Annotated in this window: 25 protein-coding genes; 8 read left to right on the forward strand and 17 right to left on the reverse strand. The window is 66.9% G+C overall.

Translation table 11 applies throughout. From position 1 onward, the window contains the following. Position 1 precedes the first annotated feature (1 nt). From lpdA to ACYP5B_RS10060, 10 genes are all read right to left on the reverse strand, one after another. Complete coding sequence (gene lpdA / locus ACYP5B_RS10015; protein WP_459569477.1) at positions 2–1,402, reverse strand: dihydrolipoyl dehydrogenase; 1,401 nt, start codon at positions 1,400–1,402, stop codon at positions 2–4. A gap of 10 nt (positions 1,403–1,412) precedes the next feature. Further along, positions 1,413–2,651, reverse strand: coding sequence for a pyruvate dehydrogenase complex dihydrolipoamide acetyltransferase (locus ACYP5B_RS10020; RefSeq protein ID WP_459569478.1), 1,239 nt, complete (start codon positions 2,649–2,651; stop codon positions 1,413–1,415). Position 2,652: 1 nt separating this feature from the next. Continuing rightward, positions 2,653–3,138 (reverse strand): VOC family protein, encoded by a 486-nt coding sequence (locus tag ACYP5B_RS10025; RefSeq protein WP_400093795.1) that lies wholly within the window; start codon positions 3,136–3,138, stop codon positions 2,653–2,655. 48 nt (positions 3,139–3,186) lie between these two features. Beyond that, positions 3,187–5,376, reverse strand: coding sequence for an alpha-ketoacid dehydrogenase subunit alpha/beta (locus ACYP5B_RS10030; RefSeq protein ID WP_459569479.1), 2,190 nt, complete (start codon positions 5,374–5,376; stop codon positions 3,187–3,189). A gap of 47 nt (positions 5,377–5,423) precedes the next feature. After that, positions 5,424–6,248: an SDR family NAD(P)-dependent oxidoreductase gene (locus ACYP5B_RS10035; RefSeq protein ID WP_459569480.1), complete on the reverse strand. Its 825-nt coding sequence runs from the start codon at positions 6,246–6,248 to the stop codon at positions 5,424–5,426. After that, positions 6,245–6,964, reverse strand: coding sequence for an ABC transporter ATP-binding protein (locus ACYP5B_RS10040; RefSeq protein ID WP_400093823.1), 720 nt, complete (start codon positions 6,962–6,964; stop codon positions 6,245–6,247). The genes ACYP5B_RS10035 and ACYP5B_RS10040 overlap by 4 nt, the downstream gene beginning before the upstream one ends. A gap of 11 nt (positions 6,965–6,975) precedes the next feature. After that, positions 6,976–7,734 carry an ABC transporter ATP-binding protein gene (locus ACYP5B_RS10045; RefSeq protein WP_400093799.1) on the reverse strand — a complete coding sequence of 253 codons (759 nt, stop codon included), beginning with the start codon at positions 7,732–7,734 and terminating at the stop codon, positions 6,976–6,978. Further along, positions 7,731–9,029, reverse strand: coding sequence for a branched-chain amino acid ABC transporter permease (locus tag ACYP5B_RS10050; protein WP_459569481.1), 1,299 nt, complete (start codon positions 9,027–9,029; stop codon positions 7,731–7,733). Before ACYP5B_RS10050 ends, ACYP5B_RS10045 begins: the two co-directional genes overlap by 4 nt. 2 nt (positions 9,030–9,031) lie before the next feature. Then, positions 9,032–9,973, reverse strand: coding sequence for a branched-chain amino acid ABC transporter permease (locus ACYP5B_RS10055; protein ID WP_459569482.1), 942 nt, complete (start codon positions 9,971–9,973; stop codon positions 9,032–9,034). A 127-nt stretch (positions 9,974–10,100) separates the two neighbouring features. Then, complete coding sequence (locus tag ACYP5B_RS10060) at positions 10,101–11,348, reverse strand: branched-chain amino acid ABC transporter substrate-binding protein (protein ID WP_459569483.1); 1,248 nt, start codon at positions 11,346–11,348, stop codon at positions 10,101–10,103. 426 nt (positions 11,349–11,774) lie between these two features. Here ACYP5B_RS10060 and ACYP5B_RS10065 point away from each other — a divergent pair, with 426 nt between their 5' ends. Next, entirely contained in the window at positions 11,775–12,479 is a 705-nt protein-coding gene (locus ACYP5B_RS10065; protein WP_318235716.1) for a FadR/GntR family transcriptional regulator, read from the forward strand. A gap of 72 nt (positions 12,480–12,551) precedes the next feature. Here ACYP5B_RS10065 and ACYP5B_RS10070 read toward each other — a convergent pair whose 3' ends face one another. Together ACYP5B_RS10070 and ACYP5B_RS10075 are read right to left on the reverse strand one after the other, a co-directional pair. After that, the gene (locus ACYP5B_RS10070; protein WP_459569484.1) at positions 12,552–13,127 is read right to left on the reverse strand and encodes a hypothetical protein; all 576 of its coding nucleotides are present in this window, start codon (positions 13,125–13,127) and stop codon (positions 12,552–12,554) included. A 114-nt stretch (positions 13,128–13,241) separates the two neighbouring features. Further along, the gene (locus tag ACYP5B_RS10075; protein WP_459569485.1) at positions 13,242–14,138 is read right to left on the reverse strand and encodes a LysR family transcriptional regulator; all 897 of its coding nucleotides are present in this window, start codon (positions 14,136–14,138) and stop codon (positions 13,242–13,244) included. A gap of 117 nt (positions 14,139–14,255) precedes the next feature. Here ACYP5B_RS10075 and ACYP5B_RS10080 point away from each other — a divergent pair, with 117 nt between their 5' ends. The 6 genes from ACYP5B_RS10080 (at position 14,256) to ACYP5B_RS10105 (ending at position 18,348) form a co-directional block, all read left to right on the forward strand. After that, positions 14,256–15,377: a muconate/chloromuconate family cycloisomerase gene (locus tag ACYP5B_RS10080; RefSeq protein ID WP_318235706.1), complete on the forward strand. Its 1,122-nt coding sequence runs from the start codon at positions 14,256–14,258 to the stop codon at positions 15,375–15,377. Positions 15,378–15,425: 48 nt separating this feature from the next. Then, positions 15,426–15,704: a muconolactone Delta-isomerase gene (gene catC / locus ACYP5B_RS10085; RefSeq protein ID WP_318235707.1), complete on the forward strand. Its 279-nt coding sequence runs from the start codon at positions 15,426–15,428 to the stop codon at positions 15,702–15,704. A gap of 105 nt (positions 15,705–15,809) precedes the next feature. Further along, on the forward strand, positions 15,810–16,793 hold the full coding sequence (locus ACYP5B_RS10090) for a tripartite tricarboxylate transporter substrate binding protein (RefSeq protein ID WP_318235708.1): 984 nt from the start codon (positions 15,810–15,812) through the stop codon (positions 16,791–16,793). Between the two features lie 7 nt (positions 16,794–16,800). Continuing rightward, positions 16,801–17,601, forward strand: a complete 801-nt coding sequence (pcaD, locus tag ACYP5B_RS10095) for a 3-oxoadipate enol-lactonase (protein ID WP_459569486.1) — start codon at positions 16,801–16,803, stop codon at positions 17,599–17,601. Between the two features lie 107 nt (positions 17,602–17,708). After that, the gene (locus tag ACYP5B_RS10100) at positions 17,709–17,945 is read left to right on the forward strand and encodes a FitA-like ribbon-helix-helix domain-containing protein (protein ID WP_459569487.1); all 237 of its coding nucleotides are present in this window, start codon (positions 17,709–17,711) and stop codon (positions 17,943–17,945) included. Further along, positions 17,932–18,348: a PIN domain-containing protein gene (locus ACYP5B_RS10105; RefSeq protein WP_459569488.1), complete on the forward strand. Its 417-nt coding sequence runs from the start codon at positions 17,932–17,934 to the stop codon at positions 18,346–18,348. The genes ACYP5B_RS10100 and ACYP5B_RS10105 overlap by 14 nt, the downstream gene beginning before the upstream one ends. Before the next feature lie 45 nt (positions 18,349–18,393). On the opposite strand, the gene ACYP5B_RS10110 is transcribed toward ACYP5B_RS10105, so the two are convergent. The 4 genes from ACYP5B_RS10110 to ACYP5B_RS10125 form a co-directional block, all read right to left on the reverse strand. Continuing rightward, positions 18,394–19,233: a DUF3047 domain-containing protein gene (locus tag ACYP5B_RS10110; RefSeq protein WP_459569489.1), complete on the reverse strand. Its 840-nt coding sequence runs from the start codon at positions 19,231–19,233 to the stop codon at positions 18,394–18,396. 78 nt (positions 19,234–19,311) lie between these two features. Further along, positions 19,312–19,887: a hypothetical protein gene (locus tag ACYP5B_RS10115; RefSeq protein ID WP_459569490.1), complete on the reverse strand. Its 576-nt coding sequence runs from the start codon at positions 19,885–19,887 to the stop codon at positions 19,312–19,314. 70 nt (positions 19,888–19,957) lie between these two features. After that, positions 19,958–20,863: an SDR family oxidoreductase gene (locus ACYP5B_RS10120; RefSeq protein WP_459569491.1), complete on the reverse strand. Its 906-nt coding sequence runs from the start codon at positions 20,861–20,863 to the stop codon at positions 19,958–19,960. 48 nt (positions 20,864–20,911) lie between these two features. Beyond that, complete coding sequence (locus ACYP5B_RS10125; protein ID WP_459569492.1) at positions 20,912–21,655, reverse strand: SDR family oxidoreductase; 744 nt, start codon at positions 21,653–21,655, stop codon at positions 20,912–20,914. A gap of 157 nt (positions 21,656–21,812) precedes the next feature. On the opposite strand from ACYP5B_RS10125, the gene ACYP5B_RS10130 reads away from it, so the two are divergent. Continuing rightward, positions 21,813–22,736, forward strand: a complete 924-nt coding sequence (locus tag ACYP5B_RS10130) for a LysR family transcriptional regulator (protein WP_400093816.1) — start codon at positions 21,813–21,815, stop codon at positions 22,734–22,736. Positions 22,737–22,750: 14 nt separating this feature from the next. Here ACYP5B_RS10130 and ACYP5B_RS10135 read toward each other — a convergent pair whose 3' ends face one another. After that, positions 22,751–22,933, reverse strand: a complete 183-nt coding sequence (locus ACYP5B_RS10135) for a hypothetical protein (protein WP_400093817.1) — start codon at positions 22,931–22,933, stop codon at positions 22,751–22,753. Positions 22,934–22,978 lie beyond the last annotated feature (45 nt).

A 22,978-nucleotide genomic window follows, 5' to 3' on the forward strand; every position in this document is an offset into this window, starting at 1 on the left:
TTCAGATATGCAGCGCGCGCCCGTAGGCCGCGAGCACCGCTTCGTGCATGGCCTCGGACATGGTCGGGTGGGGCAGGATGGCGGACATCAAATCGGCTTCGGTAGTCTCCAGCGTCTGCGCGATGGCGTAGCCTTGGATCATCTCGGTGACTTCGTCGCCCACCATATGGGCGCCGAGCAGTTCGCCGCTGCCTTCGTCGAACACCACCTTCACCAGGCCGGCAGTGCTGCCCATGGCAATGGCCTTGCCGTTGCCGACGAAAGGAAACTTGCCGACCTTGACCTGAAGGCCGCGCTCCCTGGCCTGTGCCTCGGTGAGCCCCACGCTCGCCACTTGCGGATGGCTGTAGGTGCAGGCCGGAATACGTGTGGCATCGAGCGCATGCGGTTGCAGCCCGGCGATCCGCTCCACGCAGATCACGCCTTCGTGGCTGGCTTTGTGCGCCAGCCAAGGCGGGCCCGCCACGTCGCCGATCGCATACACGCCGGGCTCATCGGTGCGGCCAAAGCCATCGGTCACGATATGCGTCTTCTCGACCTTGACCGCGGTCTTCTCCAGGCCGAGGTCTTCCACGTTGCCGACAATGCCCGCCGCCACCAGCACGACGTCGACGTCGACCTTCGCGCCACCGGACCTGCCGCCTTGCAGTGCGACGGACCAGCGCGACCCGTTGCGCTCGGCGCCCTGGATGCCGGTGCCCGCATGCAGCACGATGCCATCCCGGGTCAGGCTGCTCGCCACCTGCGCGGAGATGTCGGCATCCTCCACCGGCAGGATGCGCTCCGCCATCTCGATCACCGTCACCTCGACGCCCACCGCGTGATAGAAGCTGGCGAACTCGATGCCGATGGCGCCGGCGCCAACGATCAGCATGCGCTTTGGCACCCGTGGCGGCGCCAGCGCGTCGCGGTAAGTCCAGACCGTCTTGCCGTCCGCCGGCAGCGCGGGCAACTGGCGGGCGCGCGCGCCGGTGGCAAGCAGGATGTGGGCCGACGACACGGTGCTCGTCTTGCCATCCGGTGCGGTGACTTCCAGCTTGCCCCTGCCGGCGAGCCTGCCGTGGCCGTTGAGCACGGTCACGCCGTTCTTCTTCATCAGGTGCGCGACGCCCTTGTTAAGCTGCGCGGCCACCGAGCGGGAGCGCGCCACCATGGCCGGCAGGTCGGCGGTGGGCGCCGCGGCGCGCACGCCAAAGGCAGCTGCATCCTTGACCAGCCGCAGCACATCGGCGGAGCGCAACAGCGCCTTGGTGGGAATGCAGCCCCAGTTCAGGCAGATGCCGCCCAGGTGCTCTTTCTCGACCAGCGCGGTCTTCATGCCGAGCTGCGAGGCGCGGATGGCGGCCACGTAGCCGCCCGGGCCGCCGCCGACGACGATCAGGTCAAATGAGGAGTTCGCCACGTCACGGTCCTTAGATCAGCATCGACAAGGGGTTTTCAAGCAGGCGCTTGAACGCGGCCAGCCATTGCGCGGCCAGCGCGCCGTCGATGGCGCGGTGGTCCACCGACAGCGTGCAGCGCATGACCTGACCGGCTTTCAGCTCGCCGTCTTCCACTACCGGCACGGCTTGCGTGGCGCCCACGGCAAGGATGGCGGCCTGGGGCGGATTGATGATGGCGGAGAACTCGGACACGCCGAACATGCCCAGGTTGCTCACGCTGAAGCTGCCGCCCTGGTACTCCTCGGGGCGCAGTTGCGAAGCGCGCGCACGCGTGGCAAGGTCGGCGATTTCGGCGCTGATGCACGACAGTGGCTTCTGGTCGGCCCCGCGCACGATGGGCGTAATCAGGCCGGCATCGGTGGAGACGGCTACCGCGATATCGGCCTGGTGGTATTGGCGCATCCCCGTTTCCGTCCAGCCGACATTGGCCGCTGGCACTTCGCGCAGGGCCACGGCCACGGCGCGCACGATGAAATCGTTGACGGAGATCTTGCGCGGCGCATTGGCGTTGATTTCCGCGCGCAGGGCCAGCAGCCGCTCCATGCGGCAATCCGCCGTGAGATAGAAATGCGGGATGGTGGACTTGCTCTCGCTCAGGCGGCGCGCGATGGTGCGGCGCATATTGCTGTGTGGGACTTCGGTGAACGCCTCGGCGGCCTGCGCTTGCGGTGTGGATGGGCGTGCCACGGCAGGCGTGCTGGCAGCGGCCGGAGTAGCGACCGTGGCCGCTAGCTCGATATCGCGCTTGACGATGCGGCCATTGGGGCCGCTGCCGCGCAATGCCGCCAGGGCCAGCCCGCGCTGCGCCGCGAGGCGGCGCGCCAGCGGGCTGGCGAAGATGCGCGCGGCTTGCGGCGTGGCGGCCTTGGGAGCCACCACGGCTTCGCCAGCGGATGCCGCCTCAGCGTGCGGTGTCTGCACGCTGCCACCGGCCGCGGCGATCAGCGCATCGATATCCACGCTGGTTTCGCCATTGACCAGCAGCACGCCGATGGGCGCGCCCACATCCACGTCCTGGCCCGCCGCAACCAAGCGGCGGCCGAGCACGCCGGCCGTGTCGGCATTGAGTTCGACCACGGCCTTGTCGGTCTCGATCTCGGCGATGCAGTCGCCCACCGCAATCGTATCGCCTTCGTTCTTGGTCCACGCTTGCAGCGTGGCCTGGGTGGCATTGGCGGCCACCTCGGGCATGCGTAGCAGGGTGGCCATGTCAGGCGGTCCTCGGTTGCAGGTCGGGGCGATAGGCTGCGATATCCGTGTACTGCACGATCTCGAGCACATTGCCTTCGGGATCGAGGCAGAACGCCAGGTAGGTGCCCGGGCGCACTTCGATGCGTTCCGGGCCGGTCAGGAATTCGACGTCGGCGGCGAGCAGCTTGTCGACCGCGGCCTGGATGTCGTCCACGATAAAGGTCAGGTAGGTGGCGTTGGCCTTGTCGAGAATGTACTCGGGCACGGGCGCTGCAGCCGGCGCTTGCACCGGGGCCAGCAGCTTGATGCGCTCGCCGTAGGGGGTCTGCAGGCGCACGGCGGTGTAGCCGCCCGCGTGCATCGCCGCCTGCACGGCGTTTGCGGCGGGCACGGCCACTTCGCTGACAAAGGCGAAGCCCAGCACCTGCTCGTAGAAGCGGCGCATGCGCGGCAGGTCGCGCACGGCGATGCCGACCTCCAGGGGAACAATCATGTTCAGGGTCATTGGTTTTCCTTGGATTCGTTCAATTGGCTTGTCGGGTAAGCACCGGGCTTACGCCGCGCCCTTGTCGCGCATCACCTGGCGCAGGCCTTGCGCCACTTCCTCGGTGCGGGCGGCAGCGGCGCGCTCCAGCACCTTGGAGATGCTCGGCGCGGCTTCCGCGCCGGTCACGCGCTGTACGGGCTGGTCCAGCCAGTCGAAGCAGCGGCGCTGGATCTCGTCGGCCAGCCAGCCGCCATAAGAGGTGCCGCGCGCGCCTTGCTCCACGATCAGCACATTGTTGGTCTTCTTCACGCTGTCCTCGATGGTGTCCCAGTCGAGGCTGGCGCGGTCCAGCCAGCGCAGGTCGATCACCTCGGCGTCGATACCTGTCTGCTCCACCGCTTCGAGCGAATGGCCGACCATCGACAGGTACGTAATGACAGTGACATCGCTGCCGTTGCGGCGCACCGCTGCCTTGCCGACCGGCAGGTGATAGTCGAAGTCATCCACGGGACCCACGCCCGAGGCGTTGTACAGGTCCACGTGCTCGATCACCAGCACCGGGTCCTTGCAGGCCAGCGCGGTATTCATCAGGCCCACGTAGTCGAACGGTGTGGAGGGCGCCACGATGCGCCAGCCCGGGTTGGTGGCGAAGATGCCGGCCGGGTCCATCGAGTGCTGCGAGCCGTAGCCCGTGCCCATGGCCACCTTGGTGCGCAGCACCAGCGGCACATCGCTCTCGCCGCCGAACATATGGCGCGCCTTGCCGATCTGGTTGAAGACCTGGTCGGCCGCTACCCACATGAAGTCGGGATACATGAACTCCACCACCGGCTTGTAGCGGCCATCCAGCGCCAGCCCGCCGCCCAGGCCCACGAACGCGTTCTCGCTGATCGGCGTGCCCAGCACGCGGTCGGGGAAGCTGTCGCGCAGGCCGCGCGTGGCGCCGTTTGTGCCGCCCTTGAGGCGGTGCACGTCCTCGCCCATCACCACGACGGAAGGGTCCGCCTCCATGCGGCGGTGCATGACGTCCGCCACCACGTCGATGAACTTGCGCTTATCCAGCTTGCCGGAGAAGCCGGCCTCGTCCTCGCAGCGCAGGCCTTGCAGCTCGCTCAGGTCGCCGCGGATGCCCACGTCGCGGAAGTCCGGGCTCGGCCACAGTTCAGGGCGGATGCGGCGCTTGCCGGCCTTGCCGGAAGGATCGGCCTCGGTCAGCGCGGCCATGGCGTCGCGCATGCCTTGCTTGATGCGCTCGCGCAGCGCGGCGATCTCCTCGGCGCTGATCAGGCCGCGCTCCTGCATGCGGCGTGCCATCAGTTCTAGCGGATCGCGCGCGCGCCATTGCTGCTCTTCTTCCTTGGTGCGGTAGCCGAAGGCGCTGCCGGGGAAGGGGCCGTTCTGGTGGAAGAAGCGATACAGGTCCGCTTCGATCACGGTCGGCCCCTTGCCGGCGCGCATATGCGCCAGCGCTTCCTGCGTGGCCAGGTACACCGCCAGCGGGTCCATACCATCGACCTTCCAGCTGGGGATGTTGAAGCCCATGCCGCGCGCGGACAGGCGCGGCTCGGCGGTGGACTCTTCCACCGTGGTGGACACGGCGTAGCGGTTGTTCTCGATAAAGAAGCACAGCGGCAGCTTCCACGCGGCGGCCAGGTTCATGGTCTCCAGCACCGAGCCGATATTGACCGCGCCGTCGCCGAAGTAAGTGATGGCGACCGCATCCGTGCCGGCATGCCGGTGCGACCACGCTGCGCCCGCAGCCATCGGCACGCCGCCGCCCACGATGGCGTTGGTGCCCAGCGCGCCGGCCTCGGCCCACTGCAAGTGCATGGAGCCGCCACGGCCTTTGCAATAGCCCTGCGCCAGCCCGAGGATTTCCGCGAGGGTGCGTTGCAGCAGGGTCTGCACATCCGCCGACAGCGGCGCGCGCGGATCGATGCCGTTGGGCGCGAGGTAGCCCAGCGCCTTGGAGATGAATTGATGGTGTCCGCGGTGCGAGCCATTGATCTGGTCGGCGCCGGTGAGTGGCACGATGGAGCCGGCCGCGCCGCCTTCCTGGCCAATGCTGGAATGCGCCGGGCCGTGGACCAGGCCTTCGGCGGCGAGTTCGAGCACGGCTTCCTCGAAGCCGCGGATCAGGTGCAGGTGGCTCAGCAGGGTGCCGAGCAGAGCCGGGTCCGCCTTGGCCCAGTCTTCATCGGTGGTGCGCAGTTCCACCCATTCGGCGGCGGGGCGCAGGGCGCTACGTTCAGACATTTGAGAATCCTTGATGACCGGTCGATGGTGTTTTGGGTACTGCGTGCTCAGAATCCGTCGGCGGTCCAGCCGCCATCGGAGACCAGCGCGTGGCCGGTGATGAACGCGGCCGAATCCGAAGCCAGGAAGAGGGCGACTTCCGCCATCTCGTCCGGCGCGCCGAAGCGGCGCAGCGGCGTGCGCGCGAGCAGCGCCTCGCCGTCGATGGCTTTGCTGGCCAGCAGCGTTTCCATCAGCGCGGTGCTGGTGTAGCCCGGGCAGACGGCGTTGACGCGGATGTTGTACTCGGCCCATTCCGCCGCCAGGGACTTGGTCAGCGAGACCACGCCCGCCTTGGCGGCGCAGTAGGCGAGGCGCCGGGCCGACGAGGCCAGGCCCCACATCGATGCGGTGCTCAGGATGGAGCCGCCGCCACGGCGCACCATGCGGCGCGCCGCCGCCTGCGTGCAGAAGAACACGCCGGAGAGGTCGATGTCGATGGCGCGGCGCCAGTCGTCGGGCGTCAGTTCCAGCGCGGGCTTGTTCATCGAGATGCCGGCGTTGTTGAGCAGGATGTCGATGCGGCCAAAGCGGGCCTCGGTGGCGGCGCAGGCTTGCTCCACGGCATCGGGATCGGTGACCGACGCCTTCACGATTTCGACTTCCACTTCCGGGTAGGCGGCTTCCAGCTCCGCCTTGGTGTCGGCGAGGCCCGCCGCATCCAGGTCCAGCAGCATCAGGCGGGCGCCATGCCGGGCAAAGCCATGCGCCATTGCGCGGCCGATGCCACTGGCGCCGCCGGTGTTGAGCACGACCTTGCCGGACAGGCCGGGGTAGCTGGCGCGCGCAAACGGTTGCGCGTTCGGGTATCCAATAGGCAAAGAGGTGCTCATACGGCTAACCAGTCCTTCAGAAGTTGGGTATTGGAAGTGAGTTGCTCGGGCGTGCCTTCAAAGACGATGCGGCCGTGGCCCATCACGCAGACGCGGCTCGATACCTTCAGCGCGATGGCGAGCTTCTGCTCCACCAGCACCACCGAGACGCCCCGGCGATGAATGTCCTGGATGGCCTCGCCGACCACCGCCACGATCTTGGGCGCGAGGCCTTCGGTGGGTTCGTCGATCAGGATCACCAGCGGGTTGCCCAGCAGCGAGCGGCACATCGTCAGCATCTGCTGCTCGCCGCCGGAGAGGCTGCCGGCCTTGGTGTTGCGGCGCTCCTTCAGGCGCGGGAAGTAGTCGAACATCTGCTCGAACGTCCATTGCGGCGCGCCTTCGGTAGCGCGCTGCTCGCCCATGCGCAGGTTTTCGTCCACCGTCAGGTTGGCGAAGACCTCGCGCTCTTCCGGCACGTAAGCGATGCCCTTGCGGCAGATCGCATACGATTGCGCGCCCGCCAGATCGCGCCCGCGCAGCCTGATATGGCCGGCGCTTGGCGGGACCAGGCCCATGATGGCCTTGAGCGTGGTGGAGCGGCCCGAGCCGTTGCGGCCCAGCAGGCTCACCACTTCGGCTTTGCCCACTTGGAAATCCACGCCATGCAGGATGTGGCTCTTGCCGTAGTGTGCATGCAGCCCTTGCACGCTCAGCAGTGGGTCGGCAATTTGCATGGACTGTGTGCTCATACGCTGACCTCCTCGCCCAGATAGGCTTCCTTGACGCGTGCGTTGTTGCGGATCTCGTCGGGCGTGCCGGTGGCGACGATTTCGCCGTAGACCAGCACGCTGATGCGGTCGCTGAGCGAGAACACCACGTCCATGTCGTGCTCCACGATCATCAGCGTGCGGCCCTGCGCGATCTCGCGGATCAGGCCCGCCGTGTAGTCGGTTTCTTCCTGCGACATGCCGGCCATGGGCTCGTCGAGCATGATGACCTTCGGGTCCGAGGCGAGCGTCATGGCGATTTCCAGCGAGCGCTGCTCCGAGTACGACAGCTCGCCGGCAATGGTTTGCGCGCGCTCGGCCAGCCGCACCTGCTCGAGCAGGTGCTGGGTTTCGTCGCGCACCACGCGCACCTTGTGGGCGAATTTCCACAGCGTGTATTGCAGGCCGTGGCGCCGCATCACGGCGAGGCGCAGGTTTTCGAAGACGGTGAGGCCCGCGAAGATATTGGTGATCTGGAATGAGCGCGCCAGGCCGCGATGGTTGATTCTCTGCGGCGACAGGCCCTGGATCGGCTCGCCGTTCAGCACGATCTCGCCTTTGGTCAGCGGCAGGCGCCCGGAGATCAGGTGGAACAGCGTGGACTTGCCGGCGCCGTTGGGGCCGATCAGCGCGTGCCGTTCGCCGGCCACGAGATCGAGGTCAACGCCGCGGATGATGTCGACGTCGCCGAAGGATTTGCGCAGTCCGCGCAGGGAGAGAATCGCTTGCGTGCTCATGCCGGGTTCCTCCGGACGTTGGTGGTGACGGCAGCGTTGGTGGCTTCTGCCGCCGGTGCCGCATCCTTCAGGCGCAGCCAGCGGCCATTGGCCAGGCGCGCCGCCGAGATCCCGGCCACCAGCAGTGCGGCGGGCACCAGCCAGGTCAGCGGCGAGATGGGATCCCAGTCGCGGCCGAACAGCGGTATCGGGGGCCAGCCGCCGCCGTTCAAGGCCGCCATGGAGCGGTAATCTTGCGAGAAGACGCGTTGCAGCATCTCCACCGTGAATACCGTGCCGCCCGCCAGCAGCAGCGTGCCGATGACGAATGCCAGCGCGATAGGCAGCAACGGACGCAGGCCATAGGTCTTGCTGTGCGTGGCGAAGGACTTGACCAGCCCGGCCAGGCCCGTCGGCATGAACATCATCACCAGCACGAAGACGATGCCCTGGTACAGCAGCCACGAACGCGTCAGGTCGGACACGGCATAGCCGAAGAAGGTCATCACCGCCGCGCCCAGGGCGGGACCGAGGAAGGTCTTCACGCCGCCGATATAGCTGTTGAGCACCACCGCCGCGGAGGCCGAGGACTCGAACACCACATAGTTGGCCGCTTCCATGTTGAGCGCCTGCAGCGCGCCCGCGATGCCGGCGAACATGGCCGAGACGGCGAACACCAGCACGCCGAGGCGGTGCGTGTCATAGCCGAGAAAACGCAGGCGGTTGGCGTTCTCGCGCAGGCCCAGGGTCAGGCGGCCCACCGGCGTCAGCGTGAACAGATACAGCAGGGCGAGCGACAACAGCACCCAGAACAAGGTCAGGTAGTACACCTGGTTGCTGTCGCCGAAGCTCAGGCCCCACGCCGGCATGCGCATGGTGGACAAGCCCGCCTCGCCGCCAAACCAACCCTTGAGGTGCGGCGCCAGCGAGTGCAGCAGTTCGGCCAGCGCCAGCGTGATCATGGCGAAGTAGACGCCGGTGCGCTTGGTGGCGAACCAGCCGGCGGCAAGGCCGGCGACGAGGCCCAGGGCGCCGCCGGCCAGCGGCAGCAGCGGCGTGGGCAGCAGGCCGTTGCCGCCGAAGGCGTTCATCGCGTGCACGGTGGCAAAGCTGCCGATGCCGAAGTACGCCGCATGGCCGAACGACAGCATGCCGCCCTGGCCGCTGAGCAGGTTGAACGAGGCCGCGAACAGCACCGCGATCAGCATCTGGATCGATGCATTGACCAGCGATTGCGACAGCACCAGCGGCAATGCCAGCAGCGCGCCTACGCCGAGCAGCAGCAAGGTCTTTTGCGTGTTGGAGAGGTTAGTCATGGTTACTCCTTCTCGCCCATCAAGCCTGAGGGGCGGACCAGCAAGATCAACAGCATCAGCGCGAACGGGATCGTCCCGGCCAGGCTGGACAGCTTCAGGGTCAGCAGCCCGCCCACTTCCTCGGCCCAGGCGCCCGCGCCGAACACGGCCAGCAAGTCTGCAAGGCTGCGGTCGATGCCGACCGAGAACGAGGTAATCAGGCCGATCAGCAGCGAGGCAAGCATGGCGCCCTCCAGCGAGCCCAGGCCGCCCACCACCACCACCACGAAGACCATCACGCCAAGCTCGAGCGCCATGTTCGGGTTGGTGGTGTAGAACGCGCCTGCCACCGCGCCGGCCAGACCCGCCAGCGCCGCGCCGATGCCGAACACGCCCATGAAGACCAGCGGCACGTTGTGGCCCAGCGCCTCGGCCATGCGCGGCTTGTAGATGGCCGAGCGCACCACGATGCCGACCCGGGTGCGCGTGAGCAGCAGGTAGATCACGGCGAACATGGCAACCGCGACGCCGCCCATGAACACGCGATAGAAGGGATACGAGGACACGCCCAGGTGGAAGGCCGCGAAGTCCAGCGACGCCGGGATGCGGTAGTCCACCGGGAAATTGCCGAAGAACAGCTTGATCAGCTCGGCGATGATGAAAGACAGGCCAAAGGTCAGCAGCAGCTCGTGCGCGTGGCCGTGACGATGGACGCGGCGCAGGAAGAAGCGCTCCACCGCCACGCCGACCAGCCCGACCAGGATCGGCGAGACCACGATGGCCGGCCAGAAGCCGATGGTGCCTTGCAACGTGTAGGCAAAGTAGGCGCCCAGCATGTAGAACGACGCGTGGGCAAAGTTGAGCACGCCCATCATGCCGAAGATGAGGGTCAGGCCAGCGGAGACCATGAACAACAGCAGGCCGTAGATGGCGCCGTTAAGCAGTGAGACGATGAGGTATTCCATGAAGGCTTCCTTGGAACGAGCCTGTGCGGCGATATGGCGCGCGGCCCGCCGGGGCGTGGCCGCGCTTGCCAGGTTCGCGCTGGCGTGGCGAGGACCTGGCTGGTATTGCTACGGCAATGGCAGGGGATCAGCCGGGGCGCTGCATGCTGCAACTGGCCTGGGCCGGGGTGGCGGCCTCGGCGGCGGAGAAGGTCTTGACCGGCTTGAAGCCCATGTCGGTGCCGTCGACCTTGAACCTGGCATCCTTGGCGACGACGGACACCACCATCGGCAGCAGTACCTGGTGATCGGCGGCGCGCATGCTCATCTCGCCCAGCGGCGACTTGACCTTGGCGTTTTCGAGCGCCTTGGCCAGTGCGCTGGTGTTGAGCTTGCCGCCTTCCGGCTTCACGGTCTTCAGCGCCTCGCCCAGCATCGCGACGGCGAATACCGTCTGCGGCTCGATGTAGGCGGGCATATGGCCCTGCCTGGCCTTGAAGTCGTTGGCGAGGCGCTCACTTTCCGCGCCGCCCGCCTCGGCATTGAAGGGGTGGGCGACATAGTGGCCGAGCGCCACGTCCGCGGCGTTGCCGATATTTCCCGGCTGGTCCAGGAACACGGTGGCGAAACGGGTCTTCAGGCCGGCCGCCTTGCTGGCCTTCATCAACAGCAGCAGGTCGTTGGACCAGTTGCCGGTGATCACGCTGTCCGCCTTGGCCGCGGCGATCTTGGCCACGTAGGGCGAGAAGTCCTGCACCTTGTTCACGTCATGCAGCGTCTTTTCCACCACCGTGTAGCCGCCGGTGCCGGCGTAGTCGCCAATCGCCTTTTCCATGTCGACGCCCCAGGAGTAGTTCTGGTTGATCGAGTACGCGCGGGTGCCCAGCGCATGGAGCGGCTTCATCGCGCCGACCAGTGCCTTGACGCGGATCTGCGCATTGGTGGCGAACTTGAAATGGTAGAAGTGGCACTTCTCGCCGGTCAGCTCCATGGCTTCGCCGCCGACGTTCATGAAGAGGATTTCCTTGCCTGGGTTGCGCAGGTTGAATTTGCGCACGTCCTCGGTGATCTGGCCGGACACGGCGGACGACGAGCCCTGCATGACGATCTGGGCGCCATCGGCAACGGCCGCCTTCAGCTTGTCTGCCGCGCCTGCCGGGCCGCCCTGGTTGTCGTACTCGACCAGCTGGAGCGGCTGGCCGTTCCAGCCGCCGGTGGCGTTGATCTTGTCGATTGCATAGCGCGCCGCCGCGCGGAACATCAGGCCGGTGGATGCCTGCGGGCCAGACAGCGTCTCGACCAGCGCAATCTTTACCGGCGCCGCCGATGCCGTGCCGGCCAGCACGGAGAGTGCCGCGGCTGCGAACAAGGGACGGGTAATGCGGCTACCGCTCATGGGTGTCTCCTGGCTGTTGTTTGGATTCATCTGGCGGGCGCCGAACTGGCCCGTCATAGTGGTCTGACCTGTGGTTAAAGTGGTCTGACAGGTTTACTATAGGGAGACGGACAGCGGTCGTCAACGGCGACTTGCGCGCCATGAGGGTTTCTACTGAGAGCCCGATCGGACGTGTATCCGCGTATCGGAATGAGGGGCTTATACCCTTGTGGGGATTGGCTTACGGACGAATAACGGGAGCCGGCCCCGTCTCGTGCTGGTACATTCCACACGTTTCATGCGCGCTCAGACGTGCTACATTGACCTGTAAGACCACTTTTCAGATCGAGCGCCAGCCGGAGGCTGTCTGGCGCCAGGGAGCCAGTATTGAACAAGACAGTGCCCGGTGCCGCGGCGCCGCCGCCCACGCCGCGCCCGGAGGGAACCATGTTCCATCCCGAGCCCAAACACCTGCCGGACGAGATCGCCAGGCGCCTGATCCAGTCGATCCAGACGGGCGAGTTCGCGGTCGGCGACCGCCTGCCCAGCGAGCGCCTGTTGTGCGAGCAGTTCTCGGTCAGCCGCGCGGTCGTGCGCGAGGCCCTGTCGCAGCTCAAGTCGGAGGGATTGGTTGCGCCCAAGGCGGGCAGCGGCGTGTTCGTGACCGAGCGCAGCCAGCGCCAGGCGTTTCGCATGCAGGATGTGGCCATCGACGAGAAAGACTCGCTGGCCATGGTGATGGAGTTGCTGGTAACGATCGAAGTGGCAGCCACCAGGTTCGCGGCCATGCGCCGCACGCCGGATGACCTCAAGCGGATCCGGCGCGCATTGATCGGCATGGAGTACGAGATCGCCAACGACAGGCTGGGCGATGAAGAGGACTTCGCCTTTCACCAGGCCATTGTCGAGGCCACCCACAATCCGCACTTCCAGGCGTTGAGCGAACACCTGGAGCACGGCGCGCGGCGCGTGATCCGGCAGGCGAGGAGCAATACCAAGAGTCATCACGCGGACATGGTCGAGGCCGTGCAGGACGAGCACAAGACCATCTACGACGCGATCGCGGCGGGCGATCCCGAGCGCGCGGCGCAGGCAGCGGAAACCCATCTGCGCAACGCCGCCAAGCGGCTGAACATGTACCTGAAGGGGTGACCGGCTGCTGCCGATGGGCAGCCCGCTCTCTTGCCCCGTCCCGGCTTACCTGACTAACCTGACTTACCGGAGTTACTCCAGCCCGGCCAGGCCCGGCTGGAAGCACTGGCTCAACCGCTCGCCGTTGCCGAGCACAACGGTCACTTCCACCCCCAAAGCCATAGCCTGGCAGGCCGCGCGGCTGTTGCCGGAGAGCGACACGCTGGCGCCCCGCGGGCAAACGCACACGGCACGCCCCTGGCCCTCGGTATCGACCGTGACCGCGCCGTAGCCGGCCCGCATCGACAGGCCGCAAGCCTGGCGCCAGGTCCATGCGGAAGGGGGAAGGGACGCGGTGATGTCGGTGCCGTCGGCCCGTAGCACCGCGGCGGTGGCGGTAACCCGGGTCGCACCGGGTGTCAGCGGCGCGTCGGCGTAGGTCAGTTGCAGGCGGAAGGCGCAGTCCGGCGCCTGGCTGGCTAGGGCGTTGCGCGACACGGACGGGTGGCGCAAGGTGAGTGCTACCTCACCTTGCGCCCCGCTCCAGACCTTGCGCAGCGTGTCGGCGCACGCTTCAAGCACCGCGATGAGCAGGCCGCCCGGTCGTTGCCTGGCTGGTCTGCCGCCGCGGCCAGGCGCGGCATGGCCCGATAGTGACCCTGAGTGCATCGGTGGCACGATTTCCCCGTATCCATTTGTCAGTCCACTCTACAAACCGAGGGGAGATCGCGCATCACCCAATCATGGGATGCCGGGGGTTTTTCTCAAGTCTGGCGCGGGAATTCACGTGGGCGGGGATGTGCCTGCCAGTTCACCGACGCGCCTGACCACCTCGGCCAGCAGCGCCGAGCTGTCGTCGCTGCGATAGCTCATCATCACCGGCGAGGTAAAGCCGGGTGCGTCAATCGGCATGTAGGCCACGTCGTCCCGGTGCAGGCGCTGCACCGATGCCGGCACCAGGCAGATGCCAAGTCCGGCAGCCACGAGGCCGATGGCGGTCTGCAGCTCATTGGCTTCCTGCGCCACGCGCAGCTGCAGGCCCTGGGTGCGAAACAGCGCCAGCACATGGTCGGCATAGCTGGGGCGGGGCCGCGCCGGATAGAGCACGAAGGGGTGGGCGGCCAGTTGCGCCGGCGTCATGGGCGGGCCCTTCAGCGCCGCGTGGCCACTGGGCACAGCGGCCACCAGCGTCTCGGCCATGACCACCGTGCGGGTGATGGCCGGGTCGTCCAGCACGATGCGGCCGAAGCCGATATCGATGCGGCCGGCCTTCAGCGCTTCCATCTGCTGCACGGTGGTGAGCTCCGACAAGCCCACCTCCAGCGCCGCGTCGGAGCCGCGCACCTGGCGGATCAGCTCGGGCAGGAAGCCGTAGAGCACCGACGGCACGAAGCCAATGCCAAACCAGCGCTTTTCATTGCGGCCGATGCGCCGCGTGCCTTCCACGATCTCGTCGATGCGCTGGTTCAGCTGCAGCGATTGCTCCAGCAGGAAGCGGCCGGCCTCGGTCAGCCGCACCGTGCGCGAGGAACGGTCCAGCAGCACGGTGCCAAGCTCGTCCTCCAGCTGGCGGACCTGGCGCGACAGCGGCGGCTGGGCGATATGCAGGCGCTCTGCCGCGCGGGTGAAGTTGAGTTCTGCCGCGACCGCCTGGAAATAGCGTAGGTGACGAAGCTCCATGACGTCGGTCCTTTCATACTTCAAAGGTATTGATCGGGACATACTCGGTCTTGGACACCCTGGATGTCAAGCCACATACTCCCTCTCAACGTATTCCATACTTGGCAGACACCCAGCATGAAAGCAACCGTCACCTCCGTCGAAGCCATCCTGGTCGACCTGCCCACCATCCGGGCACACCAGCTTGCCATGACCACCATGCAGCGCCAGACCCTGGTGATCGTGCGGCTGCGTTGCAGCGACGGCATCGAGGGGATTGGCGAAGCTACCACCATCGGCGGCCTGAGCTACGGCGACGAAAGCCCCGAGGGCATCAAGCTGACCATCGATACCTACCTGGCGCCCGCGCTGGCCGGCCTCGACGCGTGCAATATCCACGCCGCCATGCAGCGTCTGGCTTCGGTGGCGCGCGGCAACCGCTTTGCCAAGTCAGCGCTGGAGTCCGCGCTGCTCGATGCGCAGGGCAAGCGCCTGGGCCTGCCGCTGTCCGAACTGCTGGGCGGCGCGGTGCGGCCGAACCTGGCCTGCCTGTGGACGCTCGCCAGCGGCGACACCGGCCGCGATATCGAAGAGGCCGAATCCCTGCTCGCCGCGCGCCGCCACAATACCTTCAAGCTCAAGATCGGCCGGCGCAGCGTGCGCGACGACGTGGCCCATGTCTCCGCCATCAAGCGCGCGCTGGGCGACCGTGCCCGCGTGACGGTGGACGTCAACCAGGCCTGGAACGAAGCCGATGCCGCCACCGGCATTGCCATGCTGGAAGCCGCCGGCATCGACCTCATCGAGCAGCCGGTGCCGCGCGAGCAGCGTGGTGCGCTGGCCCGGCTGGCGGCGCGTTTCGTCGTGCCGGTGATGGCCGACGAGTCCGTGTGCGGTCCCGAGGACGCGATGGAGCTGGCGCGTATCGCCGGGGCGGACGTGTTCGCGCTGAAGATCTCCAAGTCGGGCGGCATCTTCGAGATGCTGCGCACCGCGGCGGTAGGCGACGCTGCCGGCATCGCGCTGTACGGCGGCACCATGCTGGAAGGCAGCGTGGGCACCATTGCCGCTGCCCACGGCTTTGCCACGCTGCCGCGGCTGGCCTGGGGCACCGAGCTGTTCGGCCCGCTGCTTCTCAAGGATGATGTGGTCACGGCGCGCCCCGAGTACCGTGACTTTGCCTTGCACCTGCCGGTTGGCCCGGGGCTTGGCCTGACGCTGGACGAAGACAAGCTGGCCCACTACCGCCGCGCCGCCTGAGGCGCGCCCGGGCCGGCCTGGACCCAAGATTAACCCGAGGAATCAAGCATGTTGTTTCTGGTGAGAATGGACGTAAAGATGCCCGCGGACATGCCGGCCGCGCAGGCCGACGAGATCAAGGCGCGCGAGAAGGCGTACTCGCAGGACCTGCAGCGCCAGGGCAAGTGGCCGCACCTGTGGCGCGTGGTGGGCGAATACGCCAACTACAGCGTGTTCGATGTGGAGTCCAACGACGAACTGCACACCATGCTCTCCAGCTTGCCGCTGTTCCCGTACATGGAGATCCATGTCACGCCGCTGGCCAGGCACCCGTCGTCGATCAAATAAGCCGGCCGACCCGCCGATGGCCTGAATACCTGAATACCGCCGCGGCCCCCGATGGCCGCGTTCCAACTCCAACACCAACTCCGAATCCAACTGGAGGAGACTTTGATGCGCTTGCCATTCCTGCGCGCGTGGGCCGCCTGCGCCTGTGCGCTGGCCACCCTGGCCGTGCTGCCGTCCGCCCACGCCGACACCTATCCCGATCACCCGATCCGCTGGGTCGTGCCGTTCCCTGCGGGCGGCGCGATGGACAATATCGCCCGCACGCTGGGCGAGGAAATGTCGCGCAGCCTGGGCCAGTCCATCGTGGTGGAAAACCGCCCCGGCGCCGGCGGCAATATCGGCGCCGAGATGGTGGCGCGTTCGCCCGCGGATGGCTACACGCTGATCATCGTAGCCAACGGCATGGCGGTGAACCCCGCGCTGTACGGCCGGCTCAGCTACGACCCGGTGAAGGATTTCGCGCCGGTCTCGCTGCTGGCGGTGGTGCCTAACGTGCTGGTCACCAGCAAGGCCAAGAAGCTGCCCGCCACGGTGCCCGACCTGATCGCCGCGGCGCGCGCCACGCCGGACAAGTACACCTATGCCTCTGCCGGCAACGGCACCTCGATCCACCTGGCCGGCGAGCTGTTCACCTCGCTCACCGGGGTCAAGATGCTGCACGTGCCCTACAAGGGCAGCGGCCCGGCCATGACGGACCTGCTGGGCGGCCAGGTCGACTATATGTTCGACAGCATCACCTCGGCCAAGCCGCATATCGATTCCGGCAAGCTCACGCCCATCGCGGTGACCACCGCCAAGCGTTCCTCGACGCTGCCGAATGTGCCGACCCTGGCCGAAGCCGGCGTCAAGGGCTATGACCTGTCGCCTTGGTTCGCCGCGTTCGTGCCCGCCAAGACGCCGCCCGCCGTGGTCGCGCGCCTGAACCAGGCCATGGTGGACGCGCTGGCCAAGCCGTCGGTGCGCACCCGCCTGGCCGCCATCGGCGCCGAGCCGATCGGCAGCACGCCCGCGCAACTGGGCAAGCACCTCGCTGCTGAAACCGACAAATGGGGCAAGCTGATCCGCGAACGCGGCATCCGCGCTGACTGAGTACGCCATGGCCACCGCATTCCACCAAGGCATCGCGCTGCACTACGAGATCGCCGGGGCGCCGGACGCGCCCGTGCTGGTCCTGTCCAACTCGCTGGGCACCGACCTGCAGATGTGGGCGCCGCAGATGGATAGCCTGCTGTCGCGCTTTCGCGTGCTGCGCTACGACACCCGCGGCCACGGCGGCTCGGGCCTGCCGGCCCCGCTATCGGCTTCGGTTTCGGCGCAATTCGGGTTTGCCGAACTCGGGCAGGACGTGCTGGCCATCATGGATCACGCCGGCATCCAGCGCGCGCACTTTTGCGGGCTGTCGATGGGCGGCATGACCGGCATGTGGCTGGCGGCCAGCCACCCCGAGCGGTTCGATCGCTTCGTGCTGGCCAATACCGCCGCCCTGATCGGCCCGGCCAGCGCCTGGGACACGCGCATCCAGACGGTACGCAGCCAGGGCATGGCCGCCATCGTCGATGCCGTGCTGGCGCGCTGGTTCAGCGCCGCCTGGCTGGCCGGCGACGCGGCGCGCATCGCGCCGGTGCGCCAGATGCTGCTGGACGCATCGCCCGAAGGTTACACGGCCAACTGCGCTGCCGTGCGCGACGCCGACCTGCGCGCGCTGCTGCCGCGCATCTCCTGCCCGGTGCTGGTGATTGCCGGCACGCACGACCTGGCCACCACGCCGGCGCAAGGCCGCGAAGTGGCGCAAGCGATTGCCGGTGCGCGCTACGTGGAGCTGGATGGGGCCCACTTGTCGAACTGGGAGCAGCCGGAGGGGTTTGCGCAAGCGGTTTGCGGGTTTTTGGCAGGCTGAGGCGGATTGTTCACCCGTCCGTCAGAGGCGCCATTGCGATGCTATCCATGATTGCATCGCAATGATATCAATGCTATCGTTTTTTGATGGCATTGTACGAGGTGATCATGGCAAATCTGCTGGTTCGAGGGATTGATGAAGCGTTAGTACAGAGGCTGCGTGAGCAGGCCGCTGCACACGGTCGTAGCGCTGAGGCCGAGCACCGTGAAATTCTTGCGCGGGCGTTGCGCACGACCAAGCGCAAGAGCTTTGCCGAAGTGTTGGCAAGCATGCCAAATGTCGGCGAGGACAGCGATTTCGAGCGCATCGATCAGCCGGGCGGGGCCGCGCATGTATTTGATTGACACCAATGTCATCAGTGAGATGAGGAAGCGCGAGCGTGCCGACAAGGGTGTTCGAGCATTCTTTCGCCAAGCGGCAAAGCAGGAGAGTGAGCTGTACTTGTCAGTCGTCACAGTCGGCGAACTTCGGCGTGGCGTTGAGCTGATCCAGCATCGGGGAGATCATGCGCAAGGCGCGCTCCTTGCCACGTGGCTCGACACGGTGCTGCGCGAGTTCGGGGCACATATCCTCGCGGTAGATGCGGAAATCGGTCAGCTATGGGGGCGCCTTCGTGTCCCCCACGCAGAGCATGCTTTGGACAAACTGATCGCGGCGACGGCGCTGATTCACGACCTCACCGTGGTGACGCGCAACGTTAGCGATTTTGCTGATACCGGGGTGCGTGTTCTGAACCCATTTGAATGACTGGCAAGCGACGATTGCAATCCGCGTTTGCTGTGGCACGCGACACTACTTCACCGCCCCGAACCGGATATCTCCATACCAGGCGCGCGCGTTCCCGCGCGTGTTGTCGGTATCGGTGAGCAGGCCGTAGGCGGTCAGCTTGCCGGGCTTTTCCTTGAAGGCATGCTCGAAGTCCTGCTCCACGTTGCGGCTCAACGTGAGCCACTTGCCGGTGGCGTCGGGCCCGCCTGACACCACGATCATCTTGACCCGAGAGGTGTGAGGGTTGTCGATGACCGTGCCGACCGGCGCGGTATTGGACCAGATGTACATCAGCGTGGCATAGGGCAGCTCCTCGCCCGCCAGCGCCTTGGCCAGCTTAATGGCGGTGCGCTCGCCCAGCGATAGCTTGTCCGTATCCCCATCGAACATGAACACCAGGCGCGCCGGCGCGTCTTCCTTGGCGGCGACGCTGTTGTCGGCTTCGTCGATCGGGTGTTCCACCTTCCAGCGCCAGCTGACCTGCGGGGTCGCCTCCAGGTTCAGGTTGTTGCCCTTGTGCATCAGCGCGGAGGCGGAGGCGGGCGCGTCGGCTTCCAGCACCGTGGCGTGGTCGTCCATCACCAGGCTGTAGTGGGTCAACGTCTTGCCATGCGCCACCGGCAGGTTCTTCCATCCGGCCGGCAACGGGCCGCCGGGCGTGCCGGCGGAGAAGGCGGCGCCGGGGGCGGCGGCTGCCGGCGCCGATGCTGCCGATGCCTGCGCCGCGGCCGGTGCAGCGTGCGCCAGCAACAGGCCGCAGGCCAGCAGGCCGGCCAGCGTGTGCGCGCGAGGTGCCATCTTGCGGGTGGTATGCGTCAAAGCCAGATGGAAGGTCATGATCGATTGCCCGATGGTCGCCGTCATTGTTTTTATTGTTTCCATTGTAGGCAGCGGCCCGGGCCTTTGTGCGCGCGGCGTGTTGCCGTTCGCGGCAGCGCCAGCCTAGGGCACGGCCTGCGGGCCTGGCGCGCCGGGGCTGCTGGCCGCGCCGGGCGGCACGTTGCCGAAGATCTCGGCGTAGTAGCGGTAGCCCGCGTCCAGATGCTTGCCGAAGGCAAAGCCCTGGGCCAGCATCGCGTCGAATTCGGCGCGGGCGATCTGCATCACGTAGCTATGCCCGGTCGCCACCAGGCGGCAGGTACCGCTGGCCTGGCGCGCGCTGAACCACTTGCCCGGATCGGCATGGCCGGCGGGGTAGGCCAGGCCGTCGTGTTCGAGTTGCCAGCCGCCGTCGAGCAGCACCCAGGCATCGGCGGCGGCGGCGCCTGCGCATTGGGTGATGACGGTGCCCGGCTCCACCTCCCATTCGCGCGAATGATCGATGGTCCAGCGTAGCTGCGCGGTGCTCAGGCTGGTGAAGAACGGGGTCTTCTTCAGCAGGTAAAGATAGGTCTTAGAGGCTTTCATGGGTTTGCCCTGGCTGATCGCGGCGTCGCCTTGCCGCGGCGGTTGCGCTTCGCAAGCGGGGAGCAAGGCCGGCAGCATCGCGGCGCACGCAAGTTGGATCCATCGTTTCATCGTCGTTCCTGACGGTGAGCAAGGGCCGCGCTGGGCCCATGCCTGGTGCTTGGTGATTGGTGCTTGGTGATTAGCGTGTGACCTTGGCCTGCAGCAGGTCTGCCATGCCGATGCGCTTGGCAAACTCGATCCGCACGCGCTCCGAGACTTCCAGCACCTCGCGCGCGCCGTCGCCCACAAAATCGATCACCGAACGCATCGGGCGGGTGCCGGCGGCCAGGCCCACGATCCGCACGATCTCATCGGCCACGGCCCTCGGGTCGGCGTGGTCCGGTGTCAGCGCGCTCAGGCGTTCGCCGATCTGGTCCATCACCCCGTCATAGCGGCGATAGGCGGCGGCCGTTGCCGAATCGGCCGGCTTGCCGGCGCTCGGGAAGTGCGCGGTGCCGCGGGTGAACGCGCCCGGCACCACGATCGAGGTCTCGATGCCAAAGCGTGCGATCTCGTAGGCCAGCGTGACCGCCAGCGAATCCATGGCCGCCTTGGCCGCGCCGTACGGCCCCATGAACGGGGGGAAGCCGCCCTTGGTGGTAGTGCTGCTGACCCACAGCATCAGCCCGGCTTCCTGCTTGCGCAGACAGGGCAGGGCAGCGCGGTTCACGCGCTGGGCGCCGAACAGGTTGGTGTCGAACACGCGCATCATCTCCTCGGGCGTGAAGGCCTCGGCGGGCCCGACCACCAGGTGCCCCGCGTTCTGCATCACTACGTCGATGCGGCCTTGTTCGCGGACGATGGCTGCCGCGGCGGCGTCGGCCGATTCCTGCGACAGCACATCGAGCTCGAGCGGATGCAACTGGATGTGCCTGGACTTGGCAAGCGCGCGGAGTTCGTCCGCGCGGTCGCGATTGCGGCCTTGCACATCGCGCATCGTCGCGTAGACGATGTGGCCTGCTTCAGCCAGCGCCTGCGCGCTCAGTTTGCCGATGCCCGTGCCGGCGCCGGTGACGAGAATGACTTGTTGATTGGCGTTCTGCATGATGGTCCCCTTGCGTCGTGTTGGATGGCACTCCGTGGTGAATCGGGATCAGGCCACGCCGCCGTTGGCGCGCAGGATCTGGCCGTTGACCCAGCCGGCGTCGGGGCCGGCGAGGAAGGCCACGACGGAGGCAATGTCTTCCGGCTGGCCCAGGCGTTGCAGCGGGGGCATCTTGGCGAAGGCCTGGATCTGCTCTTCGGTCTTGCCGTCGAGGAACAGCGAGGTAGCAATCGGGCCGGGGGCCACCGCATTGACCGTGATGTTGCGGCCGCGCAGTTCCTTGGCGAACACGTGCGTGAAGGCTTCCACCGCTGCCTTGGTGGCGTTGTAGACGGCGTAGCCGGGCATGTTCAGCGCCAGCGTGGTGCTGGAGAAGTTGACGATGCGCCCGCCGTCGGCAAGCCGCGCGGCGGCTTCGCGCAGGGTGTTGAAGGTGCCGCGCACATTGATGTCGAAGGTCTGGTCGTAGAGCGCGTCGCTGGTGTCGGCCAGCGGCACCGTCTTGAGCACGCCGGCGTTGTTGACCAGCACGTCGACCTTGCCCAGTTGCTGCTCGGTGGTCTCGAACAGGCGGCGCACGTCGTCGGCCTTGGACACATCGGCCTGCACCGCGATGGCCGATGCGCCGGCCGCCTTCAGTTCGGCCACGAGGGCCTCGGCCTGGGCCGCGCCGGCCGCATAGTTGATGGCGACGGCGAATCCGTCCTGTGCCAGGCGCCTGGCGACAGCGGCGCCGATGCCGCGGGACGCGCCGGTGACGATGGCGACCTGGGTGTGGTTGGCATTGCTCATGATCCGTTTCCTTTCAGGTGGTGGGTTGGTGAAACGGATAATGGACCATTCCTATGCAAAGATAATTGGTGTAATTTTGATATCATTGCTCCGTTTAATTTAACAATAGGGCGCCCCTGGGTCTTTCATTGCCCACTCCCGCCCCGTTCAGCTACGCATGGACCGATTCCAGGAAATGCAGGCTTTCGTGCGCATCGCCGAGCGCCAGAGCTTTACCCAGGCCTCCGAGGATCTCCAGATCCCGCGCGCCACCATCACCAACCTGATCAAGCGCATGGAACAGCGCCTCGGCGCCCGGCTGCTGGAGCGCACCACCCGCACGGTGCGGCTGACGCACGACGGCGAAGCGCACTATCGGCGCTGCGTGCGGCTGATAGCCGACCTGGAAGAAGCTGAGGGATCATTCAGGGATACCGCGCCCAAGGGCCTGCTGCGCGTGAACCTGCAGGGGACGCTGGCCCGGCATTTCGTGGTGCCGGTGCTGCCGGATTTCCTGGCGCTCTATCCCGAGCTGGAAATCCATATCGGCGAGGACGACCGGCTGGTCGACCTGGTGCGGGAGGGGGTGGATTGCGTGCTGCGCGCGGGCAACCTGCAGGATTCGTCGATGGTGGGGCGCCGGGTTGCGCTGCTGGAGCAGGTGACCGTGGCCAGCCCGGCCTACCTGGCCCGATATGGCGAGCCGGCGGACCTTGAGGCGTTGTCGGCGCATCGCGCGGTCAACTACATCTCGAGCGGCACCGGCAAGGCGGTGCCGCTGGAATTTACGGTAGCCGGCCGCGTGACGACCGTGCAGCTGGCGGCGGCGATTTCGGTCACCGGCGCCGATCTCTACACCGGCGCCTCGGTGGCCGGGCTGGGACTGGTCCAGGTGCCGCGCTATCGTGTGGCGGGGGAGCTGCGGGAGGGCCGCTTGCAGGTCGTGCTGGCGGACCTGCCGCCGCCGCCGATGCCGGTGTCCGTGCTGTATTCGCAGAACCGCCAGCTATCATCGCGGGTGCGGGTGTTCGCGCAGTGGCTGCGCGAAGTGTTCGAGGCCGGCGCCGACGGGAACCAGGGCTTGATTCCCCTCGGCGCCTGAAGCGCGCCGGCTGGTTACTTCCGCACGTTGGACGGCAGCACCGAGTTCCGGCTGGACTGCTTGGCGGATTGGCCCGATTGCGCCGACTGTCCCTTGCCGCTACCCGACGTCTTCTGCGACGCGGCGCCGGCTGCCCCGACGCTGGCGCAAAGCAGGATGGCGAGCAGTGCCGCCGGTGCATTCTTTCGCATGCTCATGGTTGACTCCCGTTGCGTGGCTGGTCCGCCTCCGGGCGGACCAGC

The sequence above is a fragment of the Cupriavidus sp. 8B genome (genome assembly GCF_054589115.1).